General features: G+C 66.6%; 22 protein-coding genes. 18 read left to right on the top strand and 4 right to left on the bottom strand.

The features are described 5' to 3' along the window. Positions 1-38 precede the first annotated feature (38 nt). Positions 39-1928 carry a DNA topoisomerase IV subunit B gene (gene parE / locus QRO93_RS00110; RefSeq protein WP_049458019.1) on the bottom strand — a complete coding sequence of 630 codons (1890 nt, stop codon included), beginning with the start codon at positions 1926-1928 and terminating at the stop codon, positions 39-41. A 171-nt stretch (positions 1929-2099) separates the two neighbouring features. Between parE and QRO93_RS00105 the strand changes: the two genes are divergently transcribed. The 10 genes from QRO93_RS00105 (at position 2100) to truD (ending at position 9993) form a co-directional block, all read left to right on the top strand. Next, positions 2100-2333, top strand: a complete 234-nt coding sequence (locus QRO93_RS00105; RefSeq protein ID WP_053511464.1) for a hypothetical protein — start codon at positions 2100-2102, stop codon at positions 2331-2333. A 400-nt stretch (positions 2334-2733) separates the two neighbouring features. Then, the gene (locus tag QRO93_RS00100) at positions 2734-4398 is read left to right on the top strand and encodes a CTP synthase (RefSeq protein WP_040008072.1); all 1665 of its coding nucleotides are present in this window, start codon (positions 2734-2736) and stop codon (positions 4396-4398) included. 89 nt (positions 4399-4487) lie between these two features. Further along, positions 4488-5318, top strand: coding sequence for a 3-deoxy-8-phosphooctulonate synthase (gene kdsA / locus QRO93_RS00095; RefSeq protein ID WP_006431480.1), 831 nt, complete (start codon positions 4488-4490; stop codon positions 5316-5318). Continuing rightward, entirely contained in the window at positions 5315-5662 is a 348-nt protein-coding gene (locus QRO93_RS00090; protein WP_180880966.1) for a hypothetical protein, read from the top strand. The genes kdsA and QRO93_RS00090 overlap by 4 nt, the downstream gene beginning before the upstream one ends. After that, on the top strand, positions 5662-5991 hold the full coding sequence (locus QRO93_RS00085; RefSeq protein ID WP_164085883.1) for a hypothetical protein: 330 nt from the start codon (positions 5662-5664) through the stop codon (positions 5989-5991). The genes QRO93_RS00090 and QRO93_RS00085 overlap by 1 nt, the downstream gene beginning before the upstream one ends. Before the next feature lie 96 nt (positions 5992-6087). Next, on the top strand, positions 6088-7380 hold the full coding sequence (eno, locus tag QRO93_RS00080; protein WP_008266559.1) for a phosphopyruvate hydratase: 1293 nt from the start codon (positions 6088-6090) through the stop codon (positions 7378-7380). A gap of 4 nt (positions 7381-7384) precedes the next feature. Then, positions 7385-7738 (top strand): cell division protein FtsB, encoded by a 354-nt coding sequence (ftsB, locus tag QRO93_RS00075; protein ID WP_006431483.1) that lies wholly within the window; start codon positions 7385-7387, stop codon positions 7736-7738. Continuing rightward, on the top strand, positions 7735-8433 hold the full coding sequence (ispD, locus tag QRO93_RS00070; RefSeq protein ID WP_053449344.1) for a 2-C-methyl-D-erythritol 4-phosphate cytidylyltransferase: 699 nt from the start codon (positions 7735-7737) through the stop codon (positions 8431-8433). The genes ftsB and ispD overlap by 4 nt, the downstream gene beginning before the upstream one ends. Positions 8434-8467: 34 nt before the next feature. After that, on the top strand, positions 8468-8965 hold the full coding sequence (gene ispF / locus QRO93_RS00065; RefSeq protein WP_014646702.1) for a 2-C-methyl-D-erythritol 2,4-cyclodiphosphate synthase: 498 nt from the start codon (positions 8468-8470) through the stop codon (positions 8963-8965). Then, positions 8962-9993 (top strand): tRNA pseudouridine(13) synthase TruD, encoded by a 1032-nt coding sequence (gene truD, locus QRO93_RS00060; RefSeq protein ID WP_180880965.1) that lies wholly within the window; start codon positions 8962-8964, stop codon positions 9991-9993. The genes ispF and truD overlap by 4 nt, the downstream gene beginning before the upstream one ends. A gap of 70 nt (positions 9994-10063) precedes the next feature. Here truD and QRO93_RS00055 read toward each other — a convergent pair whose 3' ends face one another. Further along, positions 10064-10603, bottom strand: coding sequence for a Smr/MutS family protein (locus QRO93_RS00055; protein WP_180880964.1), 540 nt, complete (start codon positions 10601-10603; stop codon positions 10064-10066). Positions 10604-10812: 209 nt separating this feature from the next. Here QRO93_RS00055 and surE point away from each other — a divergent pair, with 209 nt between their 5' ends. The 5 genes from surE to QRO93_RS00030 all read left to right on the top strand — a co-directional run bounded on the left by surE (position 10813) and on the right by QRO93_RS00030 (position 14350). Continuing rightward, positions 10813-11592, top strand: a complete 780-nt coding sequence (gene surE, locus QRO93_RS00050) for a 5'/3'-nucleotidase SurE (protein WP_008266466.1) — start codon at positions 10813-10815, stop codon at positions 11590-11592. Next, a complete protein-coding gene (locus QRO93_RS00045) occupies positions 11589-12266 on the top strand; it encodes a protein-L-isoaspartate(D-aspartate) O-methyltransferase (RefSeq protein ID WP_180880963.1) in 678 nt (225 codons plus the stop codon). Before surE ends, QRO93_RS00045 begins: the two co-directional genes overlap by 4 nt. 18 nt (positions 12267-12284) lie before the next feature. Beyond that, the gene (locus QRO93_RS00040; RefSeq protein WP_008268526.1) at positions 12285-12899 is read left to right on the top strand and encodes a YqaA family protein; all 615 of its coding nucleotides are present in this window, start codon (positions 12285-12287) and stop codon (positions 12897-12899) included. Continuing rightward, a complete protein-coding gene (locus QRO93_RS00035; RefSeq protein ID WP_053449346.1) occupies positions 12896-13681 on the top strand; it encodes a peptidoglycan DD-metalloendopeptidase family protein in 786 nt (261 codons plus the stop codon). The genes QRO93_RS00040 and QRO93_RS00035 overlap by 4 nt, the downstream gene beginning before the upstream one ends. Positions 13682-13861: 180 nt before the next feature. Then, positions 13862-14350 carry a hypothetical protein gene (locus tag QRO93_RS00030; protein WP_053449347.1) on the top strand — a complete coding sequence of 163 codons (489 nt, stop codon included), beginning with the start codon at positions 13862-13864 and terminating at the stop codon, positions 14348-14350. A gap of 27 nt (positions 14351-14377) precedes the next feature. Here the strand turns inward: QRO93_RS00030 and QRO93_RS00025 are convergent, their stop codons facing one another. Continuing rightward, positions 14378-14752 (bottom strand): Mth938-like domain-containing protein, encoded by a 375-nt coding sequence (locus tag QRO93_RS00025; protein WP_053449348.1) that lies wholly within the window; start codon positions 14750-14752, stop codon positions 14378-14380. 12 nt (positions 14753-14764) lie between these two features. Further along, positions 14765-15070: a ribosome assembly RNA-binding protein YhbY gene (gene yhbY, locus QRO93_RS00020; RefSeq protein WP_006431650.1), complete on the bottom strand. Its 306-nt coding sequence runs from the start codon at positions 15068-15070 to the stop codon at positions 14765-14767. Between the two features lie 65 nt (positions 15071-15135). Here yhbY and rlmE point away from each other — a divergent pair, with 65 nt between their 5' ends. From rlmE to QRO93_RS00005, 3 genes are all read left to right on the top strand, one after another. Beyond that, the gene (gene rlmE / locus QRO93_RS00015; RefSeq protein WP_006431652.1) at positions 15136-15768 is read left to right on the top strand and encodes a 23S rRNA (uridine(2552)-2'-O)-methyltransferase RlmE; all 633 of its coding nucleotides are present in this window, start codon (positions 15136-15138) and stop codon (positions 15766-15768) included. A 69-nt stretch (positions 15769-15837) separates the two neighbouring features. Next, positions 15838-17772 (top strand): ATP-dependent zinc metalloprotease FtsH, encoded by a 1935-nt coding sequence (gene ftsH, locus QRO93_RS00010; RefSeq protein WP_014036751.1) that lies wholly within the window; start codon positions 15838-15840, stop codon positions 17770-17772. 102 nt (positions 17773-17874) lie between these two features. Continuing rightward, on the top strand, positions 17875-18060 hold the full coding sequence (locus QRO93_RS00005; RefSeq protein ID WP_008265807.1) for a hypothetical protein: 186 nt from the start codon (positions 17875-17877) through the stop codon (positions 18058-18060). Positions 18061-18229 lie beyond the last annotated feature (169 nt).

The following is an 18229-nucleotide window of genomic DNA, read 5'->3' as shown; positions in this document are numbered from 1 at the left end:
CCCCCCCCCCCCCCCCCCCCCACTACCAGAGGATGGCGTCAGACTTCCAGCGAAGCCAGGTCGCCCTTGGTTTCCAGCCAGCCCTTGCGGTCGGAGGCGCGCTTCTTGGCCAGCAGCATGTCCATCAGCGAACTCGTCTGCTCGCGATCGTCCACGGTCAGCTGCACCAGGCGGCGCGTATCCGGGTGGATGGTGGATTCACGCAGCTGCGGCGGGTTCATCTCGCCCAGGCCCTTGAAGCGGGTCACGTTGATGGCGCCCTTGATCTTCTCGCGTTCGATCTTGTCCAGCATCGAGCGCTTTTCTTCCTCGTCCAGGGCGTAGAACACCTGCTTGCCCACGTCGATGCGGAACAGCGGCGGCATCGCCACGAACACGTGGCCGGCATCGACCAGCGCCGGGAAGTGCTTCAGGAACAGCGCGGTGAGCAGGGTGGCGATGTGCAGGCCGTCGGAGTCCGCGTCGGCCAGGATGATGACCTTGCCGTAGCGCAGCCCGCTGATGTCATCCTTGCCCGGGTCGCAACCGATGGCGATGGCCAGGTTGTGCACTTCTTCCGAGGCCAGCACGCTGTTGGAGGAAACTTCCCAGGTATTCAGGATCTTGCCGCGCAACGGCATGATCGCCTGGAAGTCCTTGTCGCGGGCCTGCTTCGCGCTACCGCCTGCCGAGTCACCTTCCACCAGGAACAGCTCGGTGCGCGACAGGTCCTGGCTGATGCAGTCGGCCAGCTTGCCGGGCAGCGCCGGGCCCTGGGTGACCTTCTTGCGGACGACCAGCTTCTCGGTCTTGAGGCGCGCGCTGGCGCGTTCGATGGCGATCTGCGCGATCTTCTCGCCCAGCTCCACGTTCTGGTTCAGCAGCAGGCTGAAGGCATCGTGGGCCGCGCCCTCGACGAAGCCGGCGGCCTGGCGCGAAGACAGGCGTTCCTTGGTCTGGCCGCTGAACTGCGGGTCGGTCATCTTCAGCGACAGCACGAACGACACGCGATCCCACACGTCTTCCGGGGCCAGCTTGACGCCGCGCGGCAGCAGGTTGCGGAAGTCGCAGAACTCGCGCAGCGCCTCGGTCAGGCCGGTACGCAGGCCGTTGACGTGGGTGCCGTGCTGCGCGGTGGGAATCAGGTTGACGTAGCTTTCCTGCACCAGTTCACCTTCCGGCAGCCAGGCCACGGCCCAGTCCACCACTTCGGTGTCCTTCTTCAGGTTGCCGACGAACAGGTCGGCCGGCAGCGATTCGCGCTCGCCCAGTTCCAGCTTCAGGTAATCGCGCAGGCCGTCTTCGTAGTACCAGGTATCGACTTCACCGGTGGCTTCGTCGGTCAGCTTGACGGTCAGGCCGGGGCACAGCACCGCCTTGGCGCGCAGCAGGTGCTTGAGTGCGCGCACCGCGAACTTCGGCGTATCGAAGTACTTCGGGTCCGGCCAGAAGCGCACGCGGGTACCGGTGTTCTTCTTGCCGACGCTGCCGACCACTTCCAGCGGGGTGGCGCGGTCGCCATTGCGGAAGGTGATGCGGTGTTCGGCGCCTTCGCGCTTGATGTGCACTTCCACCAGGGTCGACAGCGCGTTGACCACGCTGACGCCGACGCCGTGCAGGCCGCCGGAGAAGGTGTAGTTGTTGTTGCTGAACTTGCCGCCCGCATGCAGGCGGGTCAGGATCAGTTCGACGCCCGGAATCTTCTCTTCCGGGTGGATGTCCACCGGCATGCCGCGGCCGTCATCACTGACCTCCACGCTGCCGTCCTTGTACAGGGTGATCTCGATCGAACGGGCGTGGCCGGCGAGGGCCTCGTCCACCGAGTTGTCGATCACTTCCTGCGCCAGGTGGTTCGGGCGCGCGGTGTCGGTATACATGCCAGGACGGCGCTTGACCGGGTCAAGGCCGGACAGGACTTCAATATCGGCGGCGTTATAGCGTGCGTTCATCTATCTTCAAAGCGCGGAGCGACGCGCAAGTGTGCGGTGTGGACGGGGAATTTGCACGCCTGCGGTTCAGCCTCGGCGCCGGGGAGGGGGTAAAATGGCAGCCGCTGGAATCTGAACGCCGGCGACCCCGGTTGGGTCGAAACGTCCAAGCCATACCGCGAGGAGGACCTCATGAAGAAGTTGCTGACCATTGCGATCCTGGCCGCTGCCGCCGTTGCAGTGCCGCTGGTGGTGGCGCAGAACGCCGGCCAGCCGGCGCCGCAGCAGGGTGACCAGGCCGACAAGGCGCAGGCCGAGGCGGATGCCAAGGCCAAGCGTCGCGCGCAGGCCACTGCCGAAATGAAGGCGCAGGGCCAGCCGGCCCCGCAGAAGGAAGAGGAAGAAGAGGCGAGGAAGAAGAAGTAATCCTTCCACCCTCCGAAGCCCTTGCCGCAAGGGATTCGCCCCCCGACGCCCCGCTCTGCGGGGCGTTTCTTTTGGGTGATGGCCGCAACTGCCTCTTGGGTTGGCGGCCATCAATCTGTAAACTACGGCTTTCCGGGAGTAAGTGCGTGTCCACCCTTTGCGAATGGGCTGGCGCGACCATGCGTGGTCGCCAGCAATGCGGGTCGCAGGTGACGGTCGATAGGGCCGGCACGGCCGCCCCGACCTCGCACGGTGGTCCCCGTCCGGCGCCTGCCGCCGCACGGTTCCGCACCTCCCTCGCTGCCCCAGCGAACCGGAAAACCCCCTTCAGGCTCCATGCCCGCCCTCCGGGCGCGCGTGGTGCTGCCGTTTTCCATTTCCAGACAGGATGCTTGCAGCCATGACTCCCTTGATTTTCGTAACCGGCGGCGTGGTGTCCTCGCTCGGCAAAGGCATTGCCGCGGCGTCACTGGCCGCCATTCTCGAAGCCCGTGGCCTGAAGGTCACGATGATGAAGCTCGACCCGTACATCAACGTGGACCCGGGTACCATGAGCCCGTTCCAGCACGGTGAGGTGTACGTCACCGACGACGGCGCCGAGACCGACCTCGACCTGGGCCACTACGAACGCTTCGTGCGCACCCGCCTGAGCCGCAAGAACTCGGTCACCACCGGCCGCATCTACGAGAACGTAATCCGCAAGGAGCGCCGCGGCGACTACCTGGGCGCCACCGTGCAGGTCATTCCGCACATCACCGACGAGATCCGCCGCTGCATCGACGAAGCCACCGAAGGCTATGACGTGGCGCTGGTCGAGATCGGCGGCACCGTGGGCGACATCGAATCGCTGCCGTTCCTGGAGGCGATCCGCCAGGTGCGCACCGAGCGCGGCCCGGAGAAGGCGCTGTTCATGCACCTCACCCTGGTGCCGTACATCGGCGCCGCCGGCGAGCTGAAGACCAAGCCGACCCAGCACTCGGTGAAGGAACTGCGCTCGATCGGCATCCAGCCGGACGTGCTGCTGTGCCGTTCCGAGCAGGCCGTGCCGGATTCGGAGCGCCGCAAGATCGCGCAGTTCACCAACGTCTCCGAACGCGCCGTCATCAGCGTGCCTGACGTGGACGTGCTGTACCGCATTCCGTCCGGCCTGCACGCGCAGGGCCTGGACGAGATCGTGGTCAACCAGCTGAAATTGGCCGACAAGGCCGGTCCGGTCGACCTGTCGATGTGGGAGGATGCGGTCGACGCGACCCTGCACCCGCTGGACGAAGTCACCATTGCTGTGGTCGGCAAGTACGTCGACCACCAGGATGCCTACAAGTCGGTGGGCGAGGCGCTCAAGCACGGTGGCCTGCGCCAGCGCACCAAGGTCAACCTGAAGTGGCTGGAAGCCCAGGACCTGGAAGGCACCGACATGGCCGCGCTGGCCGACGTCGACGGCATCCTGGTGCCGGGTGGCTTCGGCGACCGTGGTTTTGAAGGCAAGGTGCTGACCTCGAAGTTCGCGCGCGAGCAGCAGGTGCCGTACTTCGGCATCTGCTACGGCATGCAGGCGGCGGTGGTTGATTACGCCCGCAACGTGGTCGGCCTGGAAGGCGCCAACAGTACCGAGAACGATCGCCAGTCGCCGAACCCGGTGATCGGCCTGATCACCGAATGGCGCACCGCTACTGGCGACGTCGAGAAGCGTGACGACAAGAGCGACCTGGGCGGCACCATGCGCCTGGGCTTGCAGGAACAGCGCCTGAAGCCGGGCACGCTGGCCCGTGAGCTGTACGGCAAGGATGTGGTCGCCGAGCGCCATCGCCACCGTTACGAGTTCAACAACCGCTACCGCACCCAGCTGGAAGACGCGGGCCTGGTGATCGCCGGCAAGTCGATGGACGACACCCTGGTGGAAGTAGTCGAGCTGGCGCGCGATGCGCACCCGTGGTTCCTGGCCTGCCAGGCGCACCCGGAATTCCTGTCCACGCCGCGTGACGGCCACCCGCTGTTCATCGGTTTCATCCGTGCCGCGCGCGAGCGCAAGGCGGGCGGCAAGCTGCTTTCCGAAGTGCGCGCCTGACTTGTGAATGGGGGCTTCGGCCCCCATCCTGCATGCTTCAACCCCCAGCGCACCGGCATGGCCGGTGCTGCGGACAACAAGGAAACGCCATGAAACTGTGTGGATTCGAGGTCGGGCTGGACCAGCCCCTGTTCCTGATCGCGGGCCCCTGCGTGATCGAGTCGATGCAGCTGCAGCTCGATACCGCCGGCAAGCTGAAGGAGATCACCGACCGCCTCGGCGTCAACTTCATCTTCAAGTCCAGCTTCGACAAGGCCAACCGCACTTCGGGCACCGCCTTCCGCGGCCCGGGCATGGAAGAGGGCCTGAAGGTGCTGGCCGAGGTGAAGAAGCAGATCGGCGTGCCGGTGCTGACCGACGTCCATGAATACACCCCGATGGACGAAGTGGCCTCGGTGGTGGACGTGCTGCAGACCCCGGCGTTCCTGGTCCGCCAGACCGACTTCATCCGCAAGGTGTGCTCGGCCGGCAAGCCGGTCAACATCAAGAAGGGCCAGTTCCTGGCGCCGTGGGACATGAAGCCGGTCGTGGAAAAGGCCAAGGCCACCGGCAACGAGCAGATCATGGTCTGCGAGCGCGGCGCCAGCTTCGGCTACAACAACCTGGTCAGCGACATGCGTTCGCTGGCGGTGATGCGCGACACCGGTTGCCCGGTGGTGTTCGATGCCACCCATTCGGTGCAGCTGCCGGGCGGCCAGGGCACCAGTTCGGGCGGCCAGCGCGAGCACGTGCCGGTGCTGGCCCGTGCCGCAGTGGCGGTGGGTATCTCCGGCCTGTTCGCCGAGACCCATCCGGATCCGTCCAAGGCCCTGTCCGATGGCCCCAATGCGTGGCCGCTGGATCAGATGGAGGCCCTGCTCGAGACCCTGATGGAGCTCGATGCGGTGACCAAGAAGCACGGCTTCTCGCGCTTCGCGTGAGTCGCGACCCGCGGGCGGCGCTGGACGCCCAGCGTCACCGTCGGCACTGGAAGCAATGGCCGTGGGGCTTGATCGCACTCGGCCTGGCCGTGTTGTTCACGGTGGGCATGTTCGGCCTGGTGGTGATCGGCGCCGCGTCGATGCGGCCGCCCGGTGATGGCGGCAGCGCCATCAATCTACGGGCGTATTTCATTGCGTTGCTGGTGGCCGAGTTGCTGGTTGCCGTGGGCTGCGCCGTGTCCGCCGTACTGGCCTGGCGGCTGAATCGCGGCAAGGTGGCGGCGGGCCTGGCGGTCATCCTGCTGTCGCTGTGGCTGGGCGCCTTGTTCTACGGTCTTCTTTGATGAATACGAGCGCGTCGGCCCGCGGTTGGCCCTGGGGCCTGATCGCGCTGGGGCTGTCCGTGCTCGCCTGGGCGTCCCTGCTGCTGGGTGTAATGGCCTTTGCGGCCAGTTTCGGCTCGCCGGGTGACGGCAACCACGGCATGCGGGCCATGCAGTACTGGATTCTGGCCGCTCTGGTCATGCTCGGCCTGTCGTTCGTCGGCAGCGCGGTGGCGATGGTGCTGGCCTGGCGACGGCAGCGAGGACCGGTCTGGGCGACCCTTGCCGGCGTGTTGCTGGTGATGCTTCTGTCGCTGGCCCTGATCGTGATCGGGTCCAGCTGGGGTTGAAGGCGATCAAGCCATTTGGCAAGTGGCGGGCAGCCGGGGATAATCACGCGGCATTCGTTTTGTCGCCCCCTCTCCATACAGGTAACCGGCCCGACCATGAGTACGATCCGCAGCATCCACGCCCGTGAAATCCTCGACAGCCGTGGCAACCCCACGCTGGAAGCCGAAGTCATCCTGGAGGACGGTTCGTTCGGTCGTGCCGCGGTTCCCTCCGGCGCCTCGACCGGCACCAAGGAAGCGGTCGAGCTGCGTGACGGCGACAAGACCCGTTACCTGGGCAAGGGCGTGCGCAAGGCCGTCGACAACGTCAACGGCGCCATTGCCAACGCGCTGAAGGGTTTTGAAGCCACCGACCAGGCCGGCCTCGACCGTCGCCTGATCGACCTCGACGGCACCGAGAACAAGGGTCGCCTGGGTGCGAACGCGCTGCTGGGTGTTTCGATGGCTGCCGCGCACGCTGCCGCCGCTTCGAACAAGCAGGCGCTGTGGCAGTACCTCGCCGCCAAGACCGGCGTGACCCCGTCGCTGCCGGTGCCGATGATGAACATCATCAACGGCGGCGCGCATGCCGACAACAACGTCGACTTCCAGGAATTCATGGTGCTGCCGGTGGGCTTCACCTCGTTCTCCGAAGCGCTGCGTGCCGGCACCGAGATCTTCCATTCGCTGAAGTCGGTGCTGAAGGGCCACGGCCTGAGCACGGCGGTCGGCGATGAAGGCGGCTTCGCACCGGACTTCCGCAGCAACGTCGAAGCGCTCGACACCATCCTCGAAGCGATCGGCAAGGCCGGCTACACCGCCGGTGAAGACGTGCTGCTGGGTCTGGACGTGGCCTCCAGCGAGTTCTTCGAGAACGGCAAGTACAACCTGGTTGGCGAGAACAAGCGCCTGACCTCCGAGCAGTTCGTCGACTTCCTCGCCGACTGGGCCGCGCAGTACCCGATCATCACCATCGAAGATGGCCTGGCCGAGAACGACTGGGCCGGCTGGAAGCTGCTGACCGATCGCATCGGCAAGAAGGTGCAGCTGGTCGGTGACGACCTGTTCGTGACCAACCCGAAGATCTTCCAGGAGGGCATCGACTCAGGCACCGCCAACGCGATCCTGATCAAGGTCAACCAGATCGGCACCCTCAGCGAAACCCTGGAAGCGATCGCCATGGCCGACCGTGCCGGCTATGCCGCCGTGGTCTCGCACCGTTCGGGCGAAACCGAAGACACCACCATCGCCGACATCTCGGTTGCCACCACCGCAACCCAGATCAAGACCGGCTCGCTGTGCCGCAGCGATCGCGTGGCCAAGTACAACCAGCTGCTGCGCATCGAGGAAGCCCTTGGTGCCGGCGCGCGTTACGCCGGTCGTGACGCGTTCGTTTCGCTGAAGCGCTGAGCCGATGCGCGACTGGCGCTGGATGCTGCTGGTGCTGGCCCTGCTGCTGGGCTGGCTGCAGTACCGCTTCTGGTTCGGTCCGGGCAATTCGGGTGAAGTGATGATGCTCGAAGCGCAGGTCGCCAACCAGGAGCGGGACAATGAGGGCCTGCAGCAGCGCAACGATGCGCTTGCTGCCGAAGTGAAGGACCTCAAGGAAGGCCAGTCCGCCATCGAGGAACGCGCGCGTAGCGAACTGGGCATGATCAAGCCCGGCGAGAAGTTCTACCGCGTGGTCGAAGATGCGCCGGTTGCACCGGCGCAGTCTGCGGCAGGTGCCAATGCCCAGGCCGCCGAACATCCGGCGGACGTGCCGTGAGCGCGGCGATCTGGGTGGTGGTTCCGGCCGCCGGCCGAGGCACCCGCTTTGGCGCGCCACTACCCAAGCAGTACCTGCAGGCGGGCGGGCAGATCCTGCTCGCCCACACCCTGGACGCGCTGCTGGCGCATCCGGCCGTGGCCGGGGCAATGGTGGTGGTCGGGCAGGACGACGCCGACTGGCCGGGCTGGACCGAGTGGGCGGGCAAGCCGGTGCTGACCTGCATCGGCGGCGCGACCCGTGCGGCTTCGGTGCTGGCCGGGTTGCAGGCGCTGCCGGAGTCGGTGCGCGCCGACGAGTTCGTGCTGGTCCACGACGCGGCGCGTCCGAACCTGTCGCTGGCCGATCTCGGTCGCCTGCTTGAAGTCGGTCGTGCCGATCCGGTCGGCGCGATCCTGGCCGCGCCGGTGCGCGACACGCTCAAGCGCGCGGGCGACGATGGTGGCATCGATGGCACCGAGCCGCGCGAACGGCTGTGGCGTGCGTTGACCCCGCAGCTGTTCCGTCGCCACCAGCTCAGCCGTGCGCTGTCCGAGGCTGCGGCCGCCGGTGTCGAGGTCACCGACGAGGCCATGGCCATGGAGCGCCAGGGCCAGCGCCCGCTGCTGGTGGAAGGCAGCGAGGACAACTTCAAGGTCACCACCCCGGCCGATCTGGACCGGTTCGAATTCGTACTTTCCCGCCGCGCCGGCTGATTGCCCGCGCGGCCCTGCTGCAAGGGTTGCATCCATGAGCACCGCACCGTTCCCGCCCGTCCGCATCGGCCAGGGCTACGACGTCCATGCCTTCGGTGAAGGCGATCACATCATGCTTGGCGGCGTGAACGTACCGCACAGCTGTGGCGTGCTCGCGCACAGCGACGGCGACGTGATCCTGCATGCCCTGTGCGATGCCATGCTCGGCGCGCTGGCGCTGGGTGACATCGGCCAGCACTTCCCCCCGAGTGATGATCGCTGGAAGGGCGCCGACAGCAGTGAGTTCGTGCGCCACTGCGACAGCCTGCTGCGCGAGCGCGGCTGGCGCGTCGGCAACACCGACATCACCGTGATCTGTGAGCGACCCAAGGTTGGACCGCATGCGCTGGCGATGCGCGAGCGCATCGGCGGGCTGCTGCAGCTGCCGCTGGACGCGGTCAGCGTCAAGGCCACCACCTCGGAAAAGCTCGGCTTCACCGGCCGCGGTGAGGGCATCGCTGCTCAGGCGGTGGTGCTGCTGGTGGCGGCATGATTCCGGTACCGCTGGCGTTCGGTGCGCCGCTGCTCACCGCACGCATCCGCACCACGCCGGACGATTTCCAGGTCGACGAACTGCCGGCCTTCGAGGCCACGGGTGAAGGCGAGCACCTGCTGCTGCACATCCGCAAGCGCGGTGCCAATACCGTGCACGTGGCCAAGCTGCTGGCGGCGTGGGCGGGCCTGCCGGAAATGGCGGTCAGCTATGCCGGCATGAAGGATCGCCACGCCGTCACCACCCAGCGCTTCAGCGTGCACCTGCCCAAACGCATCGCGCCGGATCTCGCCGCGCTGGCCAGTGATGAGATCGAAGTGCTCGACGCCACCTGGCACAACCGCAAGCTGCAGCGCGGCGCACTGGCCGGCAACCGCTTCAAGCTGGTGCTGCGCGACGTGAAGGGGGATCGTGCAGCGATCAGCGAACGCCTGCAGCAGATTGCCAAGCGCGGCCTGCCGAACTGGTTCGGTGAGCAGCGCTTCGGCCGCGACGGCGGCAACGTGCCTGCGGCCCTGGCGATGTTCGGTGGCCGTCGCATGCGCAAGGACCAGCGTTCGCTGCTGCTGTCGGCTGCCCGTTCCGCACTGTTCAACCGCGTGCTGGCCGCGCGCGTGGAGCAGGGCAGCTGGGACCAGCCGCTGGACGGCGAAGTGTGGATGCTGGACGGCAGCCGCAGCGTGTTCGGCCCCGAGCCCTATACCGATGTACTGGCCGAACGCCTGGCGCGCTTCGACATCCATCCCAGCGCACCGCTGTGGGGCGAGGGCGAGCTGCGCAGCACCGACGCTGCACGTGAGCTCGAATTGGCAGCGCTGGACGACGAGGAATCGAAAGCGCTGCGGGCCGGCCTGGAAGACGCACGCCTGAAGCAGGAGCGCCGCGCGCTGCGCCTGCGTCCGGCGTTGCTGCAGCACGTGTGGCTGGCCGATGACGTGCTGGAACTGTCGTTCGCACTGCCGCCAGGCTGCTACGCCACCGCAGTGCTGCACGAACTCGGCCCGGTCGAAGACGCCTCGCAGGCCTGACCAAAAAAAGGGGGCGGAGGGAATTAAGTCGTTTGTGCCACAAGCGACTTAATTCCCTCCGTCCCCTTTTTCATCTGCGTGCCAGCAGCACCAGCACCGCGCCGGTACCGCCTTGCCCGGTCGGTGCCGAATGGAACGCCAGCACATCGTTGCGCAGGCGCAGATGGCGATCGACCAGGTTCTTCAGCACCGGCGCGCCGCCATCGGACTGCAGGCCCTTGCCGTGGATGATGCGTACGCAACCATATTCGTGAGCATGCGCCTCCAGCAGGAACTGGCGCAGCAGCGACTCGGCCTGCGCGGCGGTGGCGCCATGCAGGTCCAGTTCGTCCTGCACCGAATACTGGCCACGCTTCAGCCGCTGGAACAGGCGCGGCGGCAGGTTGTCGCGCCGATAGCTGGCCACATCGCCGGCTTCCAGCGGCGAGCTGTCGCGCAGCAGCCGGGCGAATTCGCCAGCCGCTTCGGCCTCGTCACGTTCGGCCATGCGTGCGCGCGGCTTGGGCCGCGGCGCGGCCGGGGCCGGTTCGGCATCCTTGCGCAGCGGCGTCACTTCGCCGATGGCCGCACGGAACAGGGTGGCCGGATCTTCGTCTTCAGGGTGCGACATGCGCACAGGGTAAACCGCCGGCGCAGGTCTGCCTATGACGGTTCGATGTCGGCCCTGACTGCCGGCAGGGTAGGACCCGCGGCTCGCATGCGGCACAATAGACGATGCCCTTGCAGGGTCGACGGCTTCCGCAGGGGAGTACGGCGGTCCCGCCCACACTGCACGGTGACGGAATCGAATTCTTGGAAAATCAAGCGGTTAAATCGAAGATGCGAATCCTGGTCAGTAACGACGACGGCGTCGACGCCGCAGGCATCCGGATGCTGGCCTCGGTGCTGCGCGAGGCAGGCCACGAAGTCACGGTGGTCGCACCCGACCGCGATCGCTCCGGCGCCAGCAACTCGCTCACCCTGGACCTGCCGATCCGCCTCAAGCGCATCGACCATTACACCGTTTCGGTGGCCGGTACGCCGACCGACTGCGTGCACCTGGCGCTGACCGGCCTGCTGGAGTTCGAGCCCGACATTGTCGTGTCCGGCATCAACAACGCCGCCAACCTGGGCGATGACGTGATCTATTCCGGCACCGTCTCGGCGGCAATGGAAGGTCGCTTCCTCGGCCTGCCGGCAGTGGCGGTCTCGCTGGTCAGCCGCAATCACGATCCGAAGCACTTCGAGACCGCCGCGCGTGCCGCGGTGGAAATCGTCGCCCGGCTCAAGGCCGATCCGCTGCCGGCCGACACCATCCTCAACGTCAATGTGCCTGACCTGCCGTGGAACGAGGTCAAGGGCTTTGAAGTCACCCGGCTCGGCAACCGCCATCGCGCCGAAGGCTGCATCGCGCAGAAGGACCCGCGCGGCAACGAGGTGTACTGGATCGGCCCGGCTGGTCGCGAGCAGGACTCCGGCCCCGGCACCGACTTCCATGCGGTGCGCACCGGGCATATCTCGATCACCCCGATCCAGGTCGACCTGACCCGCTACCAGGCGCTGGAGAAGGTGGCCAGCTGGGTCGGCGGCCTCAGTGCCGCGCTGGACCGGCCGGCATGAGTCCACGCCTGCGATTGCAGCCGGAAGCTGTCGGCATCGGCATGACCTCGCAGCGCGTGCGTGATCGCCTGGTCGATCGCCTGCGCGAGGCCGGCATCGTCGACGAGCCCACCTTGAATGCGATCCGGGTGGTGCCGCGCCATCTGTTCATCGACGAGGCGCTGGCCTCGCGCGCCTACGAAGACACCGCGCTGCCGATCGGCCACGGGCAGACCATTTCGCAGCCGTGGGTCGTGGCGCGGATGACCGAGGCGGTGCTGCAGGGTGCACCGAAGCGGGTGCTGGAGGTCGGTACGGGTTCCGGCTACCAGGCGGCCATCCTCGGCGCGCTGGGCCTGGAGGTCTACACCGTGGAGCGCATCGGAGACCTGCTGCGGCAGGCGCGCAAGCGCTTCCGGGCGCTGGGCATGAACATCCGCACCAAGCATGACGACGGCCGCGTCGGCTGGGCCGAGCACGGCCCGTTCGGCGCCATCGTGGTCACTGCTGCGGCGCCGGCACTGGTTGACGCACTGGTCGAACAGCTGGCCGAGGGCGGCCGGTTGGTGGCACCGGTCGGCGGCCCCGGAGCGCAGTCGCTGGTACAGCTGGACCGCAAGGCTGACGGCAGCATCGAACAACGCGTGCTGGCGCCGGTCACCTTCGTGCCGCTGCTGTCTGGCATGCTCGACTAATCCACGGAGCAGGGTTGCATGAAGATTTTCGGGCCGCTGTACGAGCGGGCGATGAAGTGGGCGGCGCACGAACGCGCGCCGACCTACCTGACGGTGTTGAGTTTCTTCGAGGCGATCATCTTCCCGGTGATGCCGGAGGTGATGCTGGCGCCGATGTGCGTGGCCCAGCCCAAACGCGGCTGGTGGTTTGCCACCCTCAGCCTGGCCGGCTCGATGGTCGGCGCACTGATCGGCTATGCACTGGGCCATTTCGCCTTCGAGGCGATCAAGCCGCTGTTCGAGGCGATGGGCATGCTGCCAGCGATCGAGCAGGGCATCACCACCGTGCAGGCAAAGATGGCCGAATCGCCGTGGGCGGTGTTCACCTTCCTGGTGCTGGGCGGCTTCATGCCGATCCCGATGAAGGTCTTCACGTGGGCATCGGGTATCGTCGGCGTACCGATGCCGCAGTACCTGCTGAGCATGCTGATCGGTCGTGGCAAGCGCGTGTACGTGCTGGCCGCGGTCATCCGGATCGGTGGCGCGCGTGCCGAAGCGGCGCTGCGCCGCTGGATTGAACCGCTGGGCTGGATCGCCACCGCGTTGGTGGTGGTGCTGATCGCCTGGCTTGTATGGAGGTCGAAGTTCGCATGAGTCCTGATCGTCTGAGCAAGGGAGTGCGCATAGGCGCGCTGGCGTTGCTGGTTTCCACCCTGGCCGCCTGTGGCACCGCGACTGTGGTCCGCCCCGGTGGCGGCGGCAGCAGCGGGGGCGTGACCACGCCAAAGACCTCGGTGCCCAAGCCGGGGCAGACCGTGGTCGTGCGCAAGGGTGACACCATCTATGCGCTGGCCCGCATCCACGACATCACTCCGGCCGACCTGATCGCCTGGAACAGCCTAGACAACCCCTCGACGATCCATCCGGGCCAGGTGATCCGGCTGTATCCGGCTGGTGCCAGTGGCGGCCGCGCGCCGACCACGGTGGTCACCGCCCCGCGTTCCGGTGGCAGCAGTGCCGGCAGCACCGCGCCGACCACCGCACCGGCGGGTCCGGTGAAGAGCAACATCGCCTGGCGCTGGCCGGCCGATGGCGCGATCGTTGGCCGTTACGTGGCCGGCGACGCGACCAAGCAGGGCGTCGACATCGCCGGCACCAGCGGCCAACCGGTGAAGGCCACGGCCAATGGCGTGGTGGTGTATTCCGGCGCCGGCCTGGTCGGCTACGGCGAGCTGATCATCATCAAGCACAGCGACCAATGGCTGTCGGCCTATGGCCACAACCGCAAGCGCCTGGTGAATGAAGGCCAGAGCGTGAAGGCGGGTGAGCAGATCGCCGAGATGGGCCGCACCGGCGCGAACCGCGACATGGTCCACTTCGAGATTCGCTACAACGGCAAGCCGGTCGACCCGCAGCAGTACCTGCCGGCACGCTGATCGCCGTTGGATCGGGTAGCGCCGGGCAATGCCCGGCCTTCCTGACTTGTAGCGTCGAGCCATGCTCGACTCGGGTAGCGTAGAGATGCGGTCACTTGCGATCTTGTGTGTTGCAGGCTCGCCTTCACGACGGATGGAATACCCGGCATTCTTGAGTGGTCCCATTCGCCCCGGTGCCCCATGTTCCGCTTTGCTTCCGCTCTCGTGCTGCTCATCGTCGCGCCATTGGCGACCGCCGCCAGCGATCCGCGTGACGTGGTTACCCGTCTCTACGACGCCATCCAGGCACCGGCGTCGAACGAAACGGCCATTCCGCCGCTGCTGGGCGATGCCCTGCGTTCAGCGATTGATGCTCAGCGCGCTTACGAGCGGGCCTGCAGCGCGCTGGCCGCGCGCGACGAAAAGCCGCACATGCTCGACCAGAGCCCGTATCTGCTGGCCCCGGATCGACCGGAAACGATATCCGTAGGAATGCCCGCATCGAGCGGTGACGCCACCTGGATCCGCGTTGACATGGCCGTAGGCGACTATCGCTGGACCGACCGGGTCCTGCTGCAGCGCCAGGACCGCGACTGGAAGGTCATGGATATCCGCTGGGGGCAGGGTGGCAACCTGATTGGCCGGCTCAAGGCGTTCTCGGCCTTCCGCTGCACAGCTTCGGGCAGCTAGCGCCGGGGCGCACCCGGCGACTCGAACTCAGCCTTCCAGGATGAAGGCGGCGGCGACCTTGCGGCCTTCAGCGGCCAGGATGTTGAAGGTGCGTGCGGCGGCCGGATTGTTCATCACTTCCAGGCCAATGCCGCGCGACAGGCAGGCGGCCATCACCACGGCCGGCGGGAACACCTGGCGGTCGCCGGTGCCAAGCACGATCAGCGCCGGGTTCAGTGCCAGGATTGGCTCCAGGTCGGCCAGCTGCAGTTCGGCGGCCTGCTTCACCGGCCAGTGCTCGACCAGCTGGTCCGGGGTCAGGAAGAAGCTGCTGCCCAGCGCCTGGTCGTTGACCCGCGCCGAGCGGCCGTCGGCGGCGCGCAGGCTGTAGGCGTAATCAGGCGGTTCGTGGTTCAGCTGCATGGCAGTGGGCGATCAGCCGCGCGGCAGCACGATCTGGCGCTGTTCCTTGCTCGGGCGGTACAGCACGGCAACGTGGCCGATGCGCTGCACCAGCGCGCTTTCGGTGGCTGCGACAATCTCGCCGATCATCACGTCACGGGCGTCGCGGTCCTCGGCAGCGACCTTCACCTTGACCAGCTCATGGCGCTCCAGCACTTCGTTCAGCTCAGCGATGAAGGCCGGGGTCACGCCCTTGCCGCCGGTCTGCAGCAGGGCCTTCAGGTCGTGGGCTTGGCCGCGCAGGAAACGGGTCTGGGAGGCGGTCAGGGCGATGGACATGCAGGAAAAGACGGTTGAATGGGGCGATCAGGGTATCATGAGGACCCCATCAGCCCCTATTTTCAATGGCAACCCGCAGCAAAAGCAGCCAGCGCTGGCTCAAGGAACACTTCTCCGACCCCTTCGTGAAGAAGGCGCAGGCCGAAGGCATGCGCTCGCGCGCCGCCTACAAGCTCGAAGAACTGCTCGAACGTGACCGGTTGCTGAAGCCGCACATGGTCGTGGTCGACCTGGGAGCGGCCCCGGGAGGCTGGTCTCAGCAGGTCCGGAGACAGATCGGCGACACCGGCCGCGTGCTGGCGCTGGACATCCTGGATATGCCGCCGCTGGCCGGCGTGGAGTTCCTTCATGGTGACTTCAGGGAAGAAGCCGTCCTATCTCAGTTTGAAGCCATGCTCGGGGATCAGCCGGTAGACCTTGTGCTGTCGGACATGGCCCCCAATAAGAGTGGTGTGGGCGCGGTCGACCAGCCGCGGATGATGCACCTGGCGGAGCTGGCCCTGGATTTTGCCGACAACCACCTGAAGACCGGTGGGGCCTTCCTGATCAAGCTGTTCCAGGGTGAAGGCTTTGACGACTATGTGCGCGAAATGCGCCGCAGGTACGACAAGGTCTCCATCCGCAAGCCGGAAGCCTCGCGCAAGCGCTCTCCCGAGGTGTATGCCTTGGGTCAGGGAAAACGCGCCCACATGAAGTAAGCTCGCAACGTACGCAAGTTCGACCCCAACGCAACGCCAGCACTAAGAGGAACACCGGAGCCAATGAGGATGAACGACTTGACCAAGAACCTCCTGCTATGGGTGGTCGTCGCCGTCGTGCTGATGGTGGTCTTCCAGAGCTTCTCGCCCAAGACCTCCGGGGCCGGGGCGCAGGGTGCGTCGTACTCGCAGTTTCTGGACCAGGTGGACAGCGGCAACGTGCAGAAGGTCGCCTTCGGCGGCGACATGCGCGGCGGCACCAGCCAGCTGACCTACACCACCCGCGGTGGGCAGTCGTCCACCATCACCGCACCGTTCGATCGTGACCTGATCAACGTGCTGCGCACCAAGAACGTGGAGATCGTGCAGGAAGAGCCGTCCAGCGGCATCTCCCTGGGCGCGATCCTGATGAACTTCCTGCCGGTCATCCTGATCATCGGCTTCTGGTTGTTCATCATGCGCCAGATGCAGGGCGGTGGCGGCGGTGCCAAGGGCGCGATGTCCTTCGGCAAGTCGCGCGCCAAGCTGCAGGGCGAAGACCAGATCAAGGTCACCTTCGCCGACGTCGCCGGCTGCGACGAGGCCAAGGAAGAAGTGGGCGAGCTGGTCGACTTCCTGCGCGACCCGTCCAAGTTCACCAAGCTGGGCGGCAAGATTCCGCGCGGCGTGCTGATGGTGGGCCCGCCGGGTACCGGCAAGACGCTGCTGGCCAAGGCCATCGCCGGCGAAGCCAAGGTGCCGTTCTTCTCGATCTCCGGTTCGGACTTCGTGGAAATGTTCGTCGGCGTCGGCGCCAGCCGCGTGCGCGACATGTTCGAGCAGGCCAAGAAGCACGCCCCATGCATCATCTTCATCGACGAAATCGACGCCGTCGGTCGCCACCGTGGTGCCGGCCTGGGCGGCGGTCATGACGAGCGCGAGCAGACCCTGAACCAGCTGCTGGTCGAGATGGACGGCTTCGAGGGTGGCGAGGGTGTGATCGTGATCGCCGCGACCAACCGTCCGGACGTGCTGGACCCGGCACTGCTGCGTCCGGGCCGTTTCGACCGCCAGGTCGTGGTGGGCCTGCCGGACGTGAAGGGCCGCGAGCACATCCTGAAGGTGCACATGCGCAAGCTGCCGCTGGCCGACGACGTCGAGCCGATGGTGATCGCGCGCGGTACCCCTGGCTTCTCCGGCGCCGATCTGGCCAACCTCTGCAACGAGGCGGCGCTGTTTGCCGCGCGTGGCAACGAGAAGGAAGTCCGCATGGACCACTTCGACCGTGCCCGCGACAAGATCCTGATGGGTGCCGAGCGCCGCTCGATGGCCATGAGCGAGGAGGAGAAGACCCTCACCGCCTACCACGAAGCGGGCCACGCCATCGTCGGCCGCCTGGTGCCTGAGCATGACCCGGTCTACAAGGTCACCATCATTCCGCGCGGTCGTGCGCTGGGCGTGACCATGTACCTGCCGGAAGGCGACAAGTACTCGATGAACCGCGTGGCGATCAAGTCGCAGCTGTGCTCGCTGTACGGTGGCCGCGTTGCCGAGGAACTGATCTTCGGTGCCGACAAGGTCACCACGGGCGCCTCCAACGATATCGAGCGCGCCACCAAGATGGCCCGCAACATGGTCACCAAGTGGGGCCTGTCCGACCAGCTCGGTCCGATCGCCTATGGTGAAGAGGACGACGAGGTGTTCCTGGGCCGCTCGGTCACCCAGCACAAGAGCGTGTCCAACGACACTGCGCGCCGCATCGACGAAGAAGTGCGCAACATCCTCGATGAGGCCTACGCACGCACCACCGAGCTGATGACGGCCAACCTGGACAAGCTGCACGCCATGTCGCAGCTGCTGCTGCAGTACGAGACCATCGACGCGCCGCAGATCGACGCCATCATGGAAGGTCGCGATCCGCCGCCGCCGGCCGGCTGGAACAAGTCGAACAAGGATGGTGGCAACGACAAGGGCGGTGACGCCCGCCCGCTGCCGCCGATCGCAGGCCCGGCCGAATCGCACTGACGGCCCGCTGCACGTGACACCAGACGAGGCCGGGGCAACCCGGCTTCGTCGTTTCCGGGCCATCGGCCCCTTCCGAAGCACAGAACTGACGCTGGAGCCCGCATGTCCGCCCCGAAGCCCGAACCGATTTCCCACACCGTCGAGATGGTCATCGCCACCGTGGTGGGCGTGGGCGTAGGCCTTGGCGCCGACAACCTGCTGCTGGGCTGCGTGGTGGGCATCGCGGTTGGTATCGTGCTGAGCATCGCCAAGACCCTGTACGTGGACCGCAAGCGCCGCCGCCGTTGAGGGGTACCGGCAGGGCTGCGCCCTGCACCCGTGGTAGTGCCGGCCGCTGGCCGGCAACCTCAGCGGCAACAGCACAGCAACAGCGGCATTCCGTGGGATGGCGGGGCGGTGTCGGAGTGCGGGGACGCCGTGAACCCGTCCATGGGGGCTTGGCCGCGGCATCCATGCC

The organism is Stenotrophomonas maltophilia group sp. Smal17, assembly GCF_030237045.1.
GTDB classification, from domain to species: domain Bacteria; phylum Pseudomonadota; class Gammaproteobacteria; order Xanthomonadales; family Xanthomonadaceae; genus Stenotrophomonas; species Stenotrophomonas forensis.
This window is presented reverse-complemented; position numbering and strand designations above follow the sequence as displayed.